The following is a 14,858-nucleotide window of genomic DNA, read 5'->3' as shown; positions in this document are numbered from 1 at the left end:
ACGGCACTCAACATGTCGGATAAATAAAAAACCACGGTTTTCACCGTGGGCGAATCGTTTAGCTTAAAGCCTCAAAATAATCCCGAACTTGGTTTCGGCGTTTTGGCTGTCGTAACTTTTGCAAGGCTTTAGCTTCAATTTGCCGCACTCGTTCGCGAGAGAGATCGAGGGCGCGACCGATATCTGCTAGAGAATAGCTCGTACCATCTTGGAAACCATAGCGCATTTGGATAACCTCTCTCTCCCGCGTCGTCAGGTCGGCAAGAAGATGTTGTAAGTCTTTGCGCAAGGATTCGCTAACTAAATTATCTTCAGGAGAAGAATCTTCGGTTTCGAGTAAATCGACCAGTTCGGTGTCTTTGTCCTTGCCAACTTTGACCTCTAGAGAAACCGAACGAGGCACGCGCATCAACATGTCTCGAACTTGACCCGATGTCATCTCTAGTTGCTTGGCAATTTCTTCTGCCGTAGCAGGACGACCTTTTTCTTGAGTGATTTGACGCTGAACTTTTTTGATTTTGTTGAGTTTTTCTGTAATATGGACGGGAAGGCGAATGATGCGACTTTGGGTTGCGATCGCTCTGGTAATTCCTTGGCGAATCCACCAATAGGCGTAGGTGCTGAACCGATAGCCTTTGGTAGGATCGAATTTTTCTACCGCTCGCTCTAGTCCCAGCGTTCCTTCTTGAATCAGATCGAGCAATTCTAAGCCGCGATTTTGATATTTCTTGGCTACAGAAACCACTAGCCGCAGGTTAGCTTCGATCATGTGTTCTTTTGCCCGGATTCCGGCTTTCTGAATCCTGTCAAGCTCTTGAACGTCCATGCCAGCGATTTCTGCCCAGTGACGCTTTCCTTCTGTCAGCGCTTGTTTTAGTTCAAAGACATTCATCTTGACAGCCGCCGCCCAGCGTTCCAGAGACGGGCGAAGACCCAATTGAGATACCAAGCGATCGTGGGTATCGACAATTTCAACAAAACGCGCGATCGCCGCATTGCCATTTTTAGCTGCTTTAGTTCGCAGGTTGATTAACTGGACGTAACGTTGAACCTGTTGTGCTTTAGCAACTTCTTCTTCTTTTCCAAGTAGAGGGACCCTACCAATATCTTGAAGGTATAATCGGACTAAATCGGTTGTAGTCCGACTGCGACTTTTTTCAACCCCGTTCGTGTCATCTAGTTCGAGTTCGCTCAGCTCATCTGCCGTTTCATTTCCCCGCCAACGTTCGGCAGATAAATTTGAATAGTCTTCCGTATCAATGTAAGAAAAAATAGCTGACATAGTAGTTTCTCAACAACGAAGGTAGTCACAATAGAAAGCTTCCGAATCACCGGACTACTTATAGAATTCCCAAGTTCGGGTCTGAGATAAACACTGCCGAGAATTTTTTAAGGTTTCGGTTAGGGTTATTGAGATTTGGCTGAATTTACATCAACTTGGCGGCAGCGATCGATCCGGAAGCCATAACTAAGAATATGGGCTAGGTCAAACTACATCGTCGTTGAGAACTATTCCAGAAAGATGTTTAATTATTTTTTGCGCTGGTCACTGCCCTCGGATGACGTTCCATTAATTCTTTTACTTGTTCGGCGTGGTAAGAACTGCGAGTGAGAGGAGAGGAGACGACTTGTAGGAAACCAATCGACTCGCCATACTCCTTCCAAGCATCAAACCGAGCAGGAGTAATAAATTCTTGAACGCCTAAGTGTTTTTGAGAGGGTTGGAGATATTGCCCGATGGTGAGAATATCGCAATCGACGGCGCGTAAATCTCGCATGACTTGTGTGACTTCAGCATCGGTTTCTCCAAGTCCCACCATAATTCCAGATTTGGTATAAATCCAGGGAGCCAATTCGCGGGTGCGTTTGAGCAGTTCGAGCGATCGCTCGTATTTGCCTTGGGGACGTACCCGCCGATACAAGCGGGGAATGGTTTCGGTATTGTGGTTGAGAACTTCTGGCTTAGCTTGCAAAATGAGTGCTAACGCTTCCCAATTGCCGCATAAATCGGGAATTAAAACTTCAATCGTCGTCTGTGGGGAAAGGTTGCGAACCTCCTCAATACAGCGCACGAACTGAGTGGCACCGCCATCGGATAAGTCGTCCCGGTTGACAGAGGTAATGACTACGTGATTGAGTTTTAAACGCCGTACCGCCTCAGCCAATCGCAGGGGTTCGGTGGGATCGAGGGGTTTGGGTTTTTTCTCAAAATCGATATCGCAATAAGGACAAGCGCGAGTGCAGGCGGGCCCCATGATTAAAAAAGTTGCTGTCCCAGCATTAAAGCATTCTCCGATATTTGGGCAAGATGCTTCTTCGCAGACGGTATTGAGTCCTAAATCCCTCAGAATTTCTTTGACGCTGCCGACACGTTGCCATTGAGGGGCTTTTACTCTCAGCCATTCGGGTTTGACGGTCACGCCCAGCTTGCTCCTTTTAGCGATCGGTTATCAGTTATCAGTGTAACAGTTACTCGATTTTGGATTTTGGTTCGTGATAGGATTAAAAAAGCGGGATGTAGCGCAGCTTGGTAGCGCACTTCGTTCGGGACGAAGGGGCCGCTGGTTCGAATCCAGTCATCCCGATTTGTATGAGTTAAAAAAAAATCTTGCTCGATTGGGTACTATATTGCCCAGACAGACATAAACTTTAGTTGAAAGGTATGATAGGCAGTCGCGAGGTTTTTTTGTGAAAAGAGTTTTAGCAATTATTCTCGGAGGTGGCGCAGGGACTCGCCTTTATCCGCTGACTAAACTACGGGCAAAACCAGCAGTCCCACTGGCAGGCAAATATCGCCTGATCGACATCCCCGTTAGTAACTGTATCAATTCCGAAATTGTCAAAATCTACGTTTTAACTCAATTCAATTCGGCTTCTCTCAATCGTCACCTGAGCCGGACTTATTCTTTCTCCGGTTTCAGTGAAGGATTTGTGGAAGTTTTAGCGGCTCAACAAACGGCGGAAAATCCTCGCTGGTTTCAGGGAACTGCCGACGCAGTGCGTCAGTATATCTGGCTCATGAAAGAGTGGGATGTAGACGAGTACCTGATCTTGTCGGGCGATCATCTCTATCGCATGGATTATAGCCTGTTTATCCAACGGCATCGGGAGACGAATGCCGATATTACTCTCTCCGTCGTCCCAATCGGGGAAAAGACGGCATCTAGCTTTGGTTTGATGAAAATTGACGATAGCGGCAGGGTTATTGATTTTTGTGAAAAACCCAAAGGCGAAACGCTCAAACAGATGCGGGTAGATACTACCGTTTTGGGATTGTCTGCGCAACAGGCAAAGGAAAATCCTTATATTGCCTCAATGGGCATTTACGTTTTCAAGAAAGACGTTCTAGAAAAGCTCTTAGAAGCCAACCCAGATTATACAGATTTCGGAAAGGAAATCATCCCAGCGTCAGCCAAAGACTATAACATTCAGGCTTATCTATTTAAAGGCTATTGGGAAGACATAGGAACCATTGAAGCGTTTTATGAGGCAAATTTAGCGCTGACCCGACAGCCTCAGCCGACTTTTAGCTTCTATGATGAAAAGGCTCCTATTTATACTCGCGCTCGTTATTTACCCCCGTCTAAGATGCTCGACTGCACCATCACCGAATCGATGATTAGTGAAGGTTGCATTCTTAAGGAATGCCGGATTCATCATTCTGTTCTGGGCATTCGCACCCGCGTAGAAAAAGACTGCGTTATCGAAGATAGCTTGCTAATGGGGTCTGATTTCTACGAACCGTTTGCCGAGAGGCAATCTAACCTCGAAAATGGTAAGGTATCTGTGGGGATCGGTGCTGGAACGACAATTCGCCGCGCGATCGTGGATAAAAATGCCCGCATCGGTCACAAGGTTCAAATTGTCAATAAAGACAGGGTGGAAGAAGCCGAGCGCGAAAAGGATGGTTTTTATATCCGTAACGGAATTGTAGTCGTCCTGAAAAATGCGACGATTCCTGACGGAACTGTAATTTAGCAAGTCAGGGACAAGGAAATTTTTTCTTTGTCCCGCTTTTTTTAAATTATGAAAAATCTTGCCCCTATTAATTATCTGAAGAAGATGACAATTTTTCTTTGAAAATTTGTAGGGTTAACTGAATGGCTAAAAGAATCAAACCCAAAGTAACAAACCCAAAAATAAACGTTCCTAAAGAAGCAACTCCCACTACTAAAGTCCGAACAGCTGCCGAAATTCTAATCGCAAGTTGACTCGTAGAAGTAATCGGTTTAGTCGCAAAAGTATAAGCGATAGAATAAGTAAGAAAATACATTGCGATCGCCAACGATCCAGAAAGAACAGAACCCAGCAAACACCGTAAAGGAGTCACTTTTTGCTCGTTAGCTTCAACTGATGAATCGTTTTTTTGTTCTGGAGTCGAATGAGTCATAATTCTCTGCGCCTGGAGCGCCTCTGCGTGAGTTTTTGATTTACTTACTAAAAGAAGCTACCTCAATTCCTGCACTCGACAACTGCGCAACCCAAAATTCTAAATCTGGATCGGGAATAGTTTCTCTGACTTTTACTCTAACAATCTCTGCCCGATCGCTCGACTCGCACAGCGCAAATACAGTTGGTCCAGAACCCGACATCACCGTTCCCAGACATCCTACCTCTTGAAAAGCTTCGCGCAATTGCGCTACTTGAGGAAATGCAGGTAAAACAACTTTCTCTAGATCGTTGTATAGTAGTTTCCCTATACTAGCGCCATCTTTATGGGCGATCGCACTGACTAGCGAACCCGAATGCATTTGGGCGGTGCGAGATTTCACGCCTTCAGAGTCCGAGATATAGGAACTGCCAAATTTCTGCTTGTAGGTTTTATATGCCCATGCAGTCGATACAGACAAACTGCGGTATTTTGCCAAGACAACCCAGAGATTATCTAAATCGACGATTGGATCTAATTGTTCTCCTCTTCCCGTTGCGATCGCGGTTCCTCCAGATATGCAAAAAGGCACGTCCAATCCCAATTTTGCCCCTAGAGTTTGCAATTCTGGTATGGTAAGTCCGAGTTCCCACATGAGATTAATTCCTACCAAAACCGCAGCTCCATTGGTAGAACCACCTGCTAAACCTGCCGCTACGGGAATCTTTTTGTCGATAAAAATATCTACTCCACCATAATTGGCTGCAATTTTCGGAAATTCCTCTCGCATTACCTCCACCGCGCGATAGGCAAGATTGCTGACATCTAAAGGAACTTGCAGATTATTGCAATGGAGACGGATTTGTTCGGTTCCGTTAGGACGTAGTTCGATTGTATCCGCTAAGTCAATGCTTTGGAGAATCATCACCAGTTCGTGATATCCATCGGGGCGATCGCCGATAATTTCCAGATACAAGTTAATTTTGGCTGGGGCGATTAAGGTATACGAATGCATTTGTACGATGATTGATAGGATTAACGGAATAATTTTATTAATCGGATAAACAATTACTGAGATTTATCCATTCCTCTAAGCTTAACTCTTCTGCGCGACTTTGAGGATTAATATTTAATTGTGTAAAAACTCGATCCAAGCGATCGCTGTCAATCATCGATTTCAAATTATTACGCAGCATTTTTCTTTTATTGGCAAAGCCTACCTTAACTAAAGTTTGTAAAAATTGAGGATTTTTAGCTGGATTATCATTGACTTTAGGTTGTAAGCGAATCACGGTAGAATCGACTTTAGGAGGCGGATAAAAATCTCTAGCAGGAACGTCACAAATCAGTTCGCAGTTAGCTAAATATTGAACTTGTACAGAGAGGGCTCCATAAGCTTTTGTACCCGGTTTAGCTGTCAATCTTTCTGCAACTTCTTTTTGTAGTAATAAAACGATTAGTTCATAATTTTTTGTGGTAGGATTTGCAATGGTTCCTAAAAGTTTTTCTAAAATTGATCCCGTTATATTATAGGGGATATTAGCCACAACTTTATTCGGGTTTTGAAACCTGGGAAAATCAACTAGAGAAGACTCTATGTCTAGAGATAGGATATCTCCTTGTAAAAGCAAAAAGTTTTCTACTTTACCCAAACTTTTGACTAATTTTTTGCATAGATCTCTGTCTATCTCTACAGCAACGACCGATTGTACTTCCGGTAGGAGGCGACGAGTGAGAATTCCCGTTCCAGGACCAATTTCTAGAAGGCGATCGCTTTTTTTTAATCGTGCGGCTTCTACAATATTATTGAGTGCCGTTTCGCTACGCAACCAGTGCTGGGCAAATCTCTTTCGAGGTCGAGCGGTTAGTTCCATGTTAGAGGACATCTGAAAAGTCCATAAGTCCATTTTGTCATTTTGAGTGCAGGAGAACGCAATAAAGAATCTCTGTTTGGAGTTAGTACACTAAGATGTTTCACTAAGATGTTTCACTTCGCTATCGCTCCGCTCAACATGACCTTCTATAGTTTTGGGACAAACTGTTAAATTTTTCAATAGTTTTTACAAAAATATTTGCCAACCGAAATCAATACTCCTATTCCTATAATATTTTAATTGGTAGAATTGTCTTTAAAAGCTTCTGAATTCAATTGCCTTCGTCAGAATTAAAAGTAATGATAAAAGCGATCGAGCGTGCTACTTTGTGGATATTAATAATAGGTATATTATTCCCCTGCTTAGCTTTAGCTGCCAAACCAATCATAAGCGAACCGCGCGACCTTAAAAAAACTTTCCCATTCCAATTTTCAGGAAATTATTCTAAATTTATTAGATATCGAATTAGGATTAGGTTGCCTAAGAAAAAATTGCCATCTGTTCGAGAAATTAATCTAGAAAATATTGAATACATTTCTTCAGCAACCGAGCCTCCCGATCCGGCAATTCAAGCAGCAATTAGACAGGCGATCGACGCTCGTGCTGAAACCATTCGTTATTATTATAATTCGGTCGATCTCAACAGCGATCGCCGCTCGGAGGTAATTATTTATGCCGTAGGTTCGTCAATCTGTGGCAGCGGAGGCTGTACCTTATATGTTTTCGAACCTCGCGGAGCAACTTATTCTTTAATTGCCAAAATTCCAACGACGACAAATCCAATTATTATCTCAGATGAAAAAACAAATGGATGGAACGATTTAATTATTTTGACTGAGGGAGGTAGTCTTCCTCCAAATTATTGGCGAATTCGCTTTGATGGAAATACATATGTAGACAATCGTTATACAGCCGAATCAGAGATCCCCGATCGCACTACAATTACAGGCAAAGCTGTTATCGCCAATACAATCGATCCAAAAACTGGAATTGTATTAGAAGATAATTAATATTTAATCCAAAATCTTAAATAAAATGGCTTCATTTTTATTCATCACTGACTTAGACAATACCTTAGTAGGCGACGACCTTGCCCTGCAAACCCTCAACCAAAAACTCAGCCAACATCGCCAGGAATATAGTACAAAAATCGTGTATGCGACTGGGCGATCGCTTTACCTTTATCAACAAATTGCCCAAGAGAAGTCTCTCTTGCCCCCAGATGCATTAATTACCTCCGTCGGGACTGAAATTTACTTTAACCCTAGTGAGGAAAAATTTGACTGGGAGTGGGCAGAAATGTTATCTCAAGGATGGGATCGAGACGAAATTTGCGCGATCGCGAGTCATTTTGTCGACTTCTTAGTACCTCAACCGCGATCGGAACAAAATGCCTTCAAAGTCAGTTACTATATTACCGAACAAGCTGCTGCTGAAGTTCTCCCCAGATTAGAATCAACCTTGTCGCAGCATGGTTTACAAACCAAATTAGTCTACAGTGCCGGTCAAGATCTCGATATTTTACCCAGTAGTGGAGACAAAGGACTTGCCGTACAATTTCTGCGACAAAAGTTAGAAATTGATGCGCAACAAACCGTCGTCTGTGGCGATTCTGGCAACGATATCGCCCTATTTCGAGGAGAAGAACGAGGCATTATCGTCGGTAATGCCAAACCAGAATTGCGGCAATGGTATCAAGAAAACCAAACCGATTATCGATACTTTGCCCAAGCTTACTATGCCAACGGCATTCTAGAAGGTCTACAATACTTTAACTTTCTCTAGTCCCTCTTTCTCTGCGTCTGAAGCGCGACCGCATTCAATGTGCGCCCGCAGGTGGCGCACCCGTGCCTCTTTTGTGTGAGATAAAACATGATTAACTACCTCAAAGGCAAGACAATTGAAATTCTCAAAAACACCAACAATCGCATCATTCTCATTCTAGAAATCAATCAAATTGGTTACGAAATCCAAATCCCTTCTCGCTTTGCCCGCCAATTATCTGCCGATAATTCAGAACTCATTCAAATTTTTACGTACCTACAAATTCAGGAAGATCGACAGATTCTTTATGGTTTTGCTTCAGCAGCAGAACGAGATTTATTTCGGCAATTAATTAGCGTCAGTGGCATTGGTACGCAACTCGCGATCGCGCTAATCGATACTCTAGGATTAGAAGAATTAGTTCGAGCGATCGTTACGGGAAATACCAAAACTTTAGCCAAAACTCCTGGCGTGGGCGCAAAAACTGCCGAACGAATTGCCCTAGAACTCAAAACAAAATTAGCCCAATGGCGACAAGTAGTCGGCGTAACCGTCTCTAGTGCATCTGCCATTCCTCGTGCTGAAATTCTCGAAGATGTCGAGATGACCTTATTAGCCTTGGGCTATACTAACGAGGAAATTAACCAAGCATTATCTGCTTTGAGTAAAGACAATCAAATGTTGAAAAATCCTCATGTAGAAGAATGGATCAAAAGCGCGATCGCTACTTTGAGTATCGATAAGTAGGGCATGGTATTGCCATGCCCTTGCTTGTTAACGAGCGCCCAAATACGCTTCCAGTGCCTCGGCGACGATTTGATTCATCGGTTTTTCTCGCTTTATCGAAGCTTCTTTAAGACGGGCAAACAGTTCGTCGCGGACGCTGACTCGATTCTGATTTTTGCGAATTCTGCGGGACTTACTTAACTTAGCATAACTCCCCAGTTCGTAGGAGGCAGAAAATTCCCGCAATGCCTCAAACCCGACGCGATGACAAAACTCGCCAAAACTTTCTTTCGATCGCTTATTTTGTTTGAAGTAAACAAAAATTGGCTCGAAAAAGCCTTCTAAATTAGAAATATGCAATTTATCTTCATAAGCTTGCGCCAATCTAGTTTGATCGGGCGTTCCGCCCAGCCACACTTGATAGACATCGGGGGCTATACCGACAAACCCTAATTCTGCCATGTAAGGTCTGGCGCAGCCATTGGGGCATCCCGTCATGCGGATGACAAAGCGTTCCTTAGCTAGTCCTAGTTTATCGAGCAATGCGCGAATGCGATCGATTGCCCCAGGAAGCGCCCGTTCTGATTCCGCGATCGCGAGTCCGCAGGTAGGTAACGCGGGACAAGCCATAGAATAGCGTACCAAAGGATCGATTTCTTTGGGATCGGTGATAATGCCGTGCTGGTGCAGAGTATCTTCGATCGCCGATTTCTGCGATGGTTCGATTTCGTAGAGAATAACGTTATGGTTGGGGGTTAGACGGATCGGCAGGTTAAATTGCTCGACAATTTTGCGCAGGGCGGTTTTTAATTGGAAGCTACCTTCATCTTTAATGCGACCATTTTCGACGGAAATCCCCAAAAATAGCTTGCCATCTCCCTGTTCGTGCCAGCCAAGGTAATCTTGATATTTCCAGTCCGGTAGAAGTTTAAAGGGGGCTAATTTTTTCCCAAAATATTCCTCTACCCGGGTGCGGAATTTCTCTACGCCCCAATCGTGCAGAAGATATTTCATTCTGGCATGACGACGATTGGCGCGATCGCCATAATCCCTCTGCGTGGCAACAATCGCTTTCATCAAGTCGTAGACATCTTCCTTGTCTACGTATCCGATGGGATCTGCCATGCGGGGAAATGTCTCTTCTTTATTGTGAGTGCGGCCTAACCCTCCGCCTGCTAGGACATTAAAGCCTTCGAGTTCTCCTTTTCTATTCGTAATAACAACCAAGCAAACGTCATTGGTGTAGAGATCGACTGAATTATCCCCAGGTACTGTAACGCAACATTTGAACTTGCGGGGCATATAGCGATCGCCATAAATCGGTTCTTCCTTATCGGGAAAAATCGTACCGTTGACATTGCGCCTTCTTGCTGCTTTGACTTCTGGCGCTTCTTCAGCACTAATGACCTTTTCTCCATCAAGCCAAATTTCGTAATAAGCGCCCGTCTGGGGAGCTAATAAATCGGCGACATTATTAGCATATTCCCAAGCATACTGATATTCTGGGCGGTTTTTGTAGGGGGCGGGCGGTGCCATAACGTTGCGATTAAGGTCGCCACAAGCGCCTAAAGTTGACCCCATATTGCGCACGATCGCGGATAGGGCTGCCTTAAGATTTTTCTTGAGAATACCGTGAAGCTGAAATCCCTGACGAGTCGTAACTCGTAGCGTATGGTTGCCGTATTCGTCCGCGAGGCGATCTAGGGTAAGATATAGCTGTGCTGGAATAAAGCCTCCCGGACTTCTGGTGCGCAGCATGAATTGATAGTCTTTTTCCTGCCCTTTAACTCGGTTATCGCGATTATCTTGCTGATAGGAGCCATGAAACTTGAGAATTTGAACGGCATCTTCCCCAAAGTGAGTCGTATCTTCTAGCAGTTGAGTCGCCAAAGGTTCGCGTAAAAAATTGCTGCGCTCTTTAATTCCTTCTACCTTAGAAAGTTTTTGCGTTGACGAAACCGGAGTATCAACCATTGGAATAAATACTGAATTATAGCTATTAGCGGCTCGAGATTTTAGCCACTGCTTCTATCTTAACCGTTAACGATCGCCATCAAGTCTTTAAAAATTGTGACATAAATCTGTCTTTTATATCTACGACGGAGACGGAAATAATCCCAGTACCAATCGATTATCAATAAGTCACACGATTCTTACGTATAAAGAGGACTATTTTCTAGATTGCGGCGATGAAATTTAAATCGGTCAAAATCCAAAAAATTGGAGATTTATTAGCTATCGAGCCAAGATAAACCAAATTCAAACAAGCTAGACTATATATTAAGTTCTGTAAATAAAAACAATCTATCTCTTAACTATAAACATGACTAGCAAACGAATTTTAATCTGGTATAGGAACGATCTGCGCATACACGATAACAAACTAATCTATCAAGCACTAAAAGAAAAGGCTCAAATAATACCAGTGTATTGCTTCGACAAAAGACAATTTGTCCAAACTTATTTTGGCTTTCCAAAAACAGGTAAATTTCGCGCGCAATTTTTACGAGAAAGCGTTGCAGATTTGCGAAATTCTCTACAAAAACTCGGCAGTAATTTAATTGTACGTCTAGGATTCCCAGAAAAAATTATACCCGCTCTCGCTCAAGAACTAAATATTGATGCCGTTTACTATCACGAGGAAGTTACATCCGAAGAATTAGCCGTCGAAAAATCGCTCAAAAAAGCCTTGTCTCAAATAGGAGTAAAAGTCAATAGCTTCTGGGGTGCTACGCTTTATCATCCCGATAATCTACCTTTTAAAATACACCAAATACCCGAACTTTTTACTAATTTTCGCAAACAACTCGAAAAAAAATCTACAATCGATCCAACCTTACCATCTCCGCAAAAATTACCCCCACTACCAAAGGTGGAGCCAGGAGAAATTCCCCAGCTATTGGAATTAGGAATTGAGGAACTTATATTTGACGAACGAGCTGTTTTGAAGTTTCAAGGAGGAGAAACAAAAGGATTGGTTCGGCTACATAATTATTTTTGGGAAAAAGATTGCCTCAGAACTTATAAAGAAACTCGTAACGGCATGTTGGGTTTAGATTATTCATCGAAGTTTTCTCCTTGGCTAGCTTTAGGCTGTTTATCTCCCCGTCTGATTTACGAACAAGTGCAAAAATATGAGTCAGAAAGAATTAAAAACGATTCTACTTATTGGTTAGTTTTTGAATTAATGTGGCGAGACTTTTTTAGATTTATTTGTGCCAAGCATGGCAATAGGATATTTCGTAAATCTGGCTTGCAAGGACTAGATATTCCTTGGAAAGAAGACTGGAAAAGATTTCAACTTTGGCAGGAAGGAAAGACAGGTTATCCCCTAGTTGATGCTAACATGCGAGAATTGGCAGCAACGGGATTTATGTCGAACCGAGGCAGACAAAATGTTGCTAGTTTCTTGACAAAAAATTTAGGAATTAATTGGCAAATGGGTGCAGAATGGTTTGAGTCTTTATTAATTGACTATGATGTATGTAGTAATTATGGAAATTGGAATTATACGGCTGGTGTAGGAAATGATGCCCGTGGGTTTCGATATTTTAATGTTCTCAAACAGTCTAAAGATTACGATTCTAAAGGAGATTATTTGAGACATTGGTTGCTAGAATTAGCTTCTCTTCCAGGCGATAAAATTCACGAACCTTGGAAATTATCCCAAGAAGAACAAAAGCATTTTAGAGTCAGAATTGGCGTAGATTATCCGCGTCCAATAGTTGATTTTTTCCAATCAATTAAAAACAATGAACAGATTTATCAAGCTGCTGTATATTGCAGGTAATATCGTTTTTCAATTCATCAGAGTTTAAACGGGGTTTAGCATTTTAGGCAGAGATTTATTCTCTGTCTACTTCTAGACTGACTACCATAAGTTTAAAAATAAAGAAATCTCAACGACCAACTACTAATTCCCAAAACTAATAAAACTACCGTCAACCAATCTCCCCATTTTACGTACAAAGTTTGGGTTTGTCGCCGATAAATTGTATCGACATGAAGTTCATAAGTATTAATTCTAGAAATCCATAAAGTTTTGCCGCGAGGATCGACAACAGCAGAATAACCCGTATTTGTAGCTCTCGCTGCCCATCTGTCAGTTTCAATCGCTCGCATAACATCTAAAGCATGGTGTTGAGCGGGCATCGCTTTGCTATAATGAGCATTATTAGAAGCAGTAATGATAAACTCACCTCCTCGTGCCGTTTGACGGCGAAAATGTTCTCCATAAGCTGAATCATAGCAGATTCCTACAATTGCTCGTCCCAAGGGAGTATCAAATATCTGGTTTGGATTTCCTGCAATTTGTTGGTCGTCTAGAGGCGACAATCGTTTAATTACGCCGCCAATAATTTCTCTAAAAGGAACATATTCACCAAACGGTACTAAATTTACCTTGTGATAGCGGCTAAAAATGTCGCCCTTACCAGTAATGGTATATAGAGTATTAACGTAACCAAGTTCCTTGCCTGCAAACGCTCCTACCCAAGCAACAACGCCTTTTTCTCGAATAGCTGCGATAAGAGGACTACGCATCAAGTCGCTTGGAAGAAAAGGCAAAGCGCCTTCAGGCGTTAAGACTGCATCAACGCCTCGATCTGCTAAAATTTTGTAGCCGTTAGTATAACCTTCAATGGCTTTGCGAAACCCCTCGGCATAAAGCTTGATTTCATTAGGGATATTTCCTTGAATAATTCCAACTTTTATAGCTGTTTTGCTAGACTTCTCAACTGGTCGATCGTAAAGATAAGAGCCATATAAATGCAAGATAAAACAGAGAGTTATAGGTAAAACTAGCAAGGAAAACTTGGCTATTTGACTTTTTTTATTAGTAAAAATTAATCCCTCGGCGATTAATCCATTAATTGCTATAATTAAAGCTGTAATCGTTGACGATCCTGAAAATTGACCGAACTGTAAAATGGCTAAATTGTAAGGACTTTGGGTATAAGATAAAGAACTCCACCACAAAGAACCCTGACTCCAAATCGATTCCAAACCACACCAAATAGCTGTTCCTATTAAAACTCGCAAGAGAGCATCGATAGGAGTAAAATTATCTTTAAATCTTTTAAGTCTTAATTTCTCAAAAAAGGTCATTCCTAACGACCAAGCAACTACTAAAGCTGCTCCCCAAAAAGTAATAAACAACCAACAAAAAATTGCGATCGCTAAACTCGCCAACCAAGGAACTCCCATCCAAGTCATCGGATGGACACCAGTAATCCAAAATAAAGCTAAGCCATGATAGCCAAATCCCCAAGCAAAGGGAATTATAACTTTTGAGTCGAAAAAAGGAGCTAGAAATGCTTTTTGGCTTAAAAACGCTAACTCAATTTTTTTACTTTTAATCGTTAATATCCAGAGCGGTATTAAAGCAACCCACGCCAAATAAAAAGCGTTTTTAGGTGTGGGGGTAAGCCCCATTAATATTCCACCAAAGAGAGCAAATATAATTTGTCTCATGCTCTAATTAAAAGTTACTTGTCCAAACTCAATGCATATAACCAATCTAACCTTTAAGAGAAAATTTTTGCATTTGACGAAGGACAAATGACTAATGATAAATGACTAAAAGTCAATCTAATTCCCAAAGTTCGCGATCGCAAGGATAGGGGATCTGTACCCATTTTCCGAACAGTTTCTCCCACCAACGCGGAGGATGGGGAAGACTGGCAACTTGAATGCACGAGCAACCAGAAAAAAATGCCCCCATGACATCAGTATGCAAACTATCACCGATGACCACAACTTGACTCGATCGAAGCTGCATTCGTTTTAGTGCCTTCCCAAAAGCAAAGGGCAATGGCTTGCGAGCAGGATTAATCGCTGGAATATCTAGGCGTTTAGACCAATAAAGCACCCGATGTTTTCGCTTGCCATTAGAGAGGATAAAAAACTTAAATCCCTGCGATTTCGCTGTTTCGATCCAGGTTTCTGCATGGGGAGATAGATAGCGATCGTCTTCCGAAACTACGGTATTGTCTAGATCGAGAATGATTCCCTTGATTCCTGCCATCTGGAGGACTTCGATCTTGATAGAAGCTATGGTAGAAACTTGTTGGCGACGACCGATAGACCGAAAGGCGACAGTAAATAAAGAAAGTGTTTTTAACATC

The 14,858-nt window shown here is 42.4% G+C and carries 13 protein-coding genes and 1 tRNA gene; 6 read left to right on the top strand and 8 right to left on the bottom strand.

The window, feature by feature from the left end:
• Positions 1 to 58 precede the first annotated feature (58 nt).
• Entirely contained in the window at positions 59 to 1,282 is a 1,224-nt protein-coding gene (gene sigC / locus PLE7327_RS15615) for an RNA polymerase sigma factor SigC (protein ID WP_015144771.1), read from the bottom strand.
• Positions 1,283 to 1,526: 244 nt separating this feature from the next.
• On the bottom strand, positions 1,527 to 2,420 hold the full coding sequence (gene lipA / locus PLE7327_RS15610) for a lipoyl synthase (protein ID WP_015144770.1): 894 nt from the start codon (positions 2,418 to 2,420) through the stop codon (positions 1,527 to 1,529).
• 91 nt (positions 2,421 to 2,511) lie between these two features.
• Here lipA and PLE7327_RS15605 point away from each other — a divergent pair.
• Positions 2,512 to 2,585, top strand: a tRNA-Pro gene (locus PLE7327_RS15605).
• Positions 2,586 to 2,688: 103 nt separating this feature from the next.
• A complete protein-coding gene (locus PLE7327_RS15600; RefSeq protein WP_015144769.1) occupies positions 2,689 to 3,978 on the top strand; it encodes a glucose-1-phosphate adenylyltransferase in 1,290 nt (429 codons plus the stop codon).
• Between the two features lie 67 nt (positions 3,979 to 4,045).
• Here PLE7327_RS15600 and PLE7327_RS15595 read toward each other — a convergent pair whose 3' ends face one another.
• Genes PLE7327_RS15595 through rsmA form a run of 3 tightly spaced genes read right to left on the bottom strand, consistent with a single transcriptional unit; the run spans position 4,046 to position 6,255 of the window.
• A complete protein-coding gene (locus tag PLE7327_RS15595; protein WP_015144768.1) occupies positions 4,046 to 4,390 on the bottom strand; it encodes a DUF3082 domain-containing protein in 345 nt (114 codons plus the stop codon).
• A gap of 40 nt (positions 4,391 to 4,430) precedes the next feature.
• On the bottom strand, positions 4,431 to 5,384 hold the full coding sequence (gene ispE / locus PLE7327_RS15590) for a 4-(cytidine 5'-diphospho)-2-C-methyl-D-erythritol kinase (RefSeq protein WP_015144767.1): 954 nt from the start codon (positions 5,382 to 5,384) through the stop codon (positions 4,431 to 4,433).
• 37 nt (positions 5,385 to 5,421) lie between these two features.
• Positions 5,422 to 6,255 carry a 16S rRNA (adenine(1518)-N(6)/adenine(1519)-N(6))-dimethyltransferase RsmA gene (gene rsmA / locus PLE7327_RS15585; protein ID WP_217523169.1) on the bottom strand — a complete coding sequence of 278 codons (834 nt, stop codon included), beginning with the start codon at positions 6,253 to 6,255 and terminating at the stop codon, positions 5,422 to 5,424.
• Between the two features lie 479 nt (positions 6,256 to 6,734).
• Here rsmA and PLE7327_RS15580 point away from each other — a divergent pair, with 479 nt between their 5' ends.
• From PLE7327_RS15580 to ruvA, 3 genes are all read left to right on the top strand, one after another.
• Positions 6,735 to 7,253 carry a hypothetical protein gene (locus PLE7327_RS15580; RefSeq protein WP_186005328.1) on the top strand — a complete coding sequence of 173 codons (519 nt, stop codon included), beginning with the start codon at positions 6,735 to 6,737 and terminating at the stop codon, positions 7,251 to 7,253.
• Between the two features lie 25 nt (positions 7,254 to 7,278).
• Entirely contained in the window at positions 7,279 to 8,028 is a 750-nt protein-coding gene (locus PLE7327_RS15575) for a sucrose-phosphate phosphatase (protein WP_015144764.1), read from the top strand.
• 87 nt (positions 8,029 to 8,115) lie between these two features.
• Entirely contained in the window at positions 8,116 to 8,754 is a 639-nt protein-coding gene (gene ruvA / locus PLE7327_RS15570; RefSeq protein WP_015144763.1) for a Holliday junction branch migration protein RuvA, read from the top strand.
• Positions 8,755 to 8,781: 27 nt separating this feature from the next.
• On the opposite strand, the gene sir is transcribed toward ruvA, so the two are convergent.
• Entirely contained in the window at positions 8,782 to 10,707 is a 1,926-nt protein-coding gene (gene sir, locus PLE7327_RS15565) for a sulfite reductase, ferredoxin dependent (protein ID WP_015144762.1), read from the bottom strand.
• Between the two features lie 349 nt (positions 10,708 to 11,056).
• Here sir and PLE7327_RS15560 point away from each other — a divergent pair, with 349 nt between their 5' ends.
• On the top strand, positions 11,057 to 12,523 hold the full coding sequence (locus PLE7327_RS15560) for a DASH family cryptochrome (protein WP_015144761.1): 1,467 nt from the start codon (positions 11,057 to 11,059) through the stop codon (positions 12,521 to 12,523).
• 92 nt (positions 12,524 to 12,615) lie between these two features.
• On the opposite strand, the gene lnt is transcribed toward PLE7327_RS15560, so the two are convergent.
• Together lnt and PLE7327_RS15550 are read right to left on the bottom strand one after the other, a co-directional pair.
• Entirely contained in the window at positions 12,616 to 14,205 is a 1,590-nt protein-coding gene (lnt, locus tag PLE7327_RS15555; protein ID WP_015144760.1) for an apolipoprotein N-acyltransferase, read from the bottom strand.
• 112 nt (positions 14,206 to 14,317) lie between these two features.
• Positions 14,318 to 14,857 carry a YqeG family HAD IIIA-type phosphatase gene (locus tag PLE7327_RS15550; RefSeq protein ID WP_015144759.1) on the bottom strand — a complete coding sequence of 180 codons (540 nt, stop codon included), beginning with the start codon at positions 14,855 to 14,857 and terminating at the stop codon, positions 14,318 to 14,320.
• Position 14,858: the final 1 nt, after the last annotated feature.

This window comes from Pleurocapsa sp. PCC 7327, assembly GCF_000317025.1.
Taxonomy (GTDB): domain Bacteria; phylum Cyanobacteriota; class Cyanobacteriia; order Cyanobacteriales; family Microcystaceae; genus Hydrococcus.
Note: the sequence above shows the minus strand (reverse complement) of the source record. Positions and strands in the feature narration are given on the sequence as shown.

Excerpts from the sequence above, each read along its gene's own strand:
- sigC (WP_015144771.1), bottom strand. The coding sequence starts at position 1,282 with ATGTCAGCTATTTTTTCTTACATTGATACGGAAGACTATTCAAATTTA.
- PLE7327_RS15595 (WP_015144768.1), bottom strand. The coding sequence starts at position 4,390 with ATGACTCATTCGACTCCAGAACAAAAAAACGATTCATCAGTTGAAGCT.
- ispE (WP_015144767.1), bottom strand. The coding sequence starts at position 5,384 with ATGCATTCGTATACCTTAATCGCCCCAGCCAAAATTAACTTGTATCTG.
- rsmA (WP_217523169.1), bottom strand. The coding sequence starts at position 6,255 with ATGTCCTCTAACATGGAACTAACCGCTCGACCTCGAAAGAGATTTGCC.
- PLE7327_RS15575 (WP_015144764.1), top strand. The coding sequence starts at position 7,279 with ATGGCTTCATTTTTATTCATCACTGACTTAGACAATACCTTAGTAGGC.
- ruvA (WP_015144763.1), top strand. The coding sequence starts at position 8,116 with ATGATTAACTACCTCAAAGGCAAGACAATTGAAATTCTCAAAAACACC.
- sir (WP_015144762.1), bottom strand. The coding sequence starts at position 10,707 with ATGGTTGATACTCCGGTTTCGTCAACGCAAAAACTTTCTAAGGTAGAA.
- PLE7327_RS15560 (WP_015144761.1), top strand. The coding sequence starts at position 11,057 with ATGACTAGCAAACGAATTTTAATCTGGTATAGGAACGATCTGCGCATA.
- lnt (WP_015144760.1), bottom strand. The coding sequence starts at position 14,205 with ATGAGACAAATTATATTTGCTCTCTTTGGTGGAATATTAATGGGGCTT.
- PLE7327_RS15550 (WP_015144759.1), bottom strand. The coding sequence starts at position 14,857 with ATGTTAAAAACACTTTCTTTATTTACTGTCGCCTTTCGGTCTATCGGT.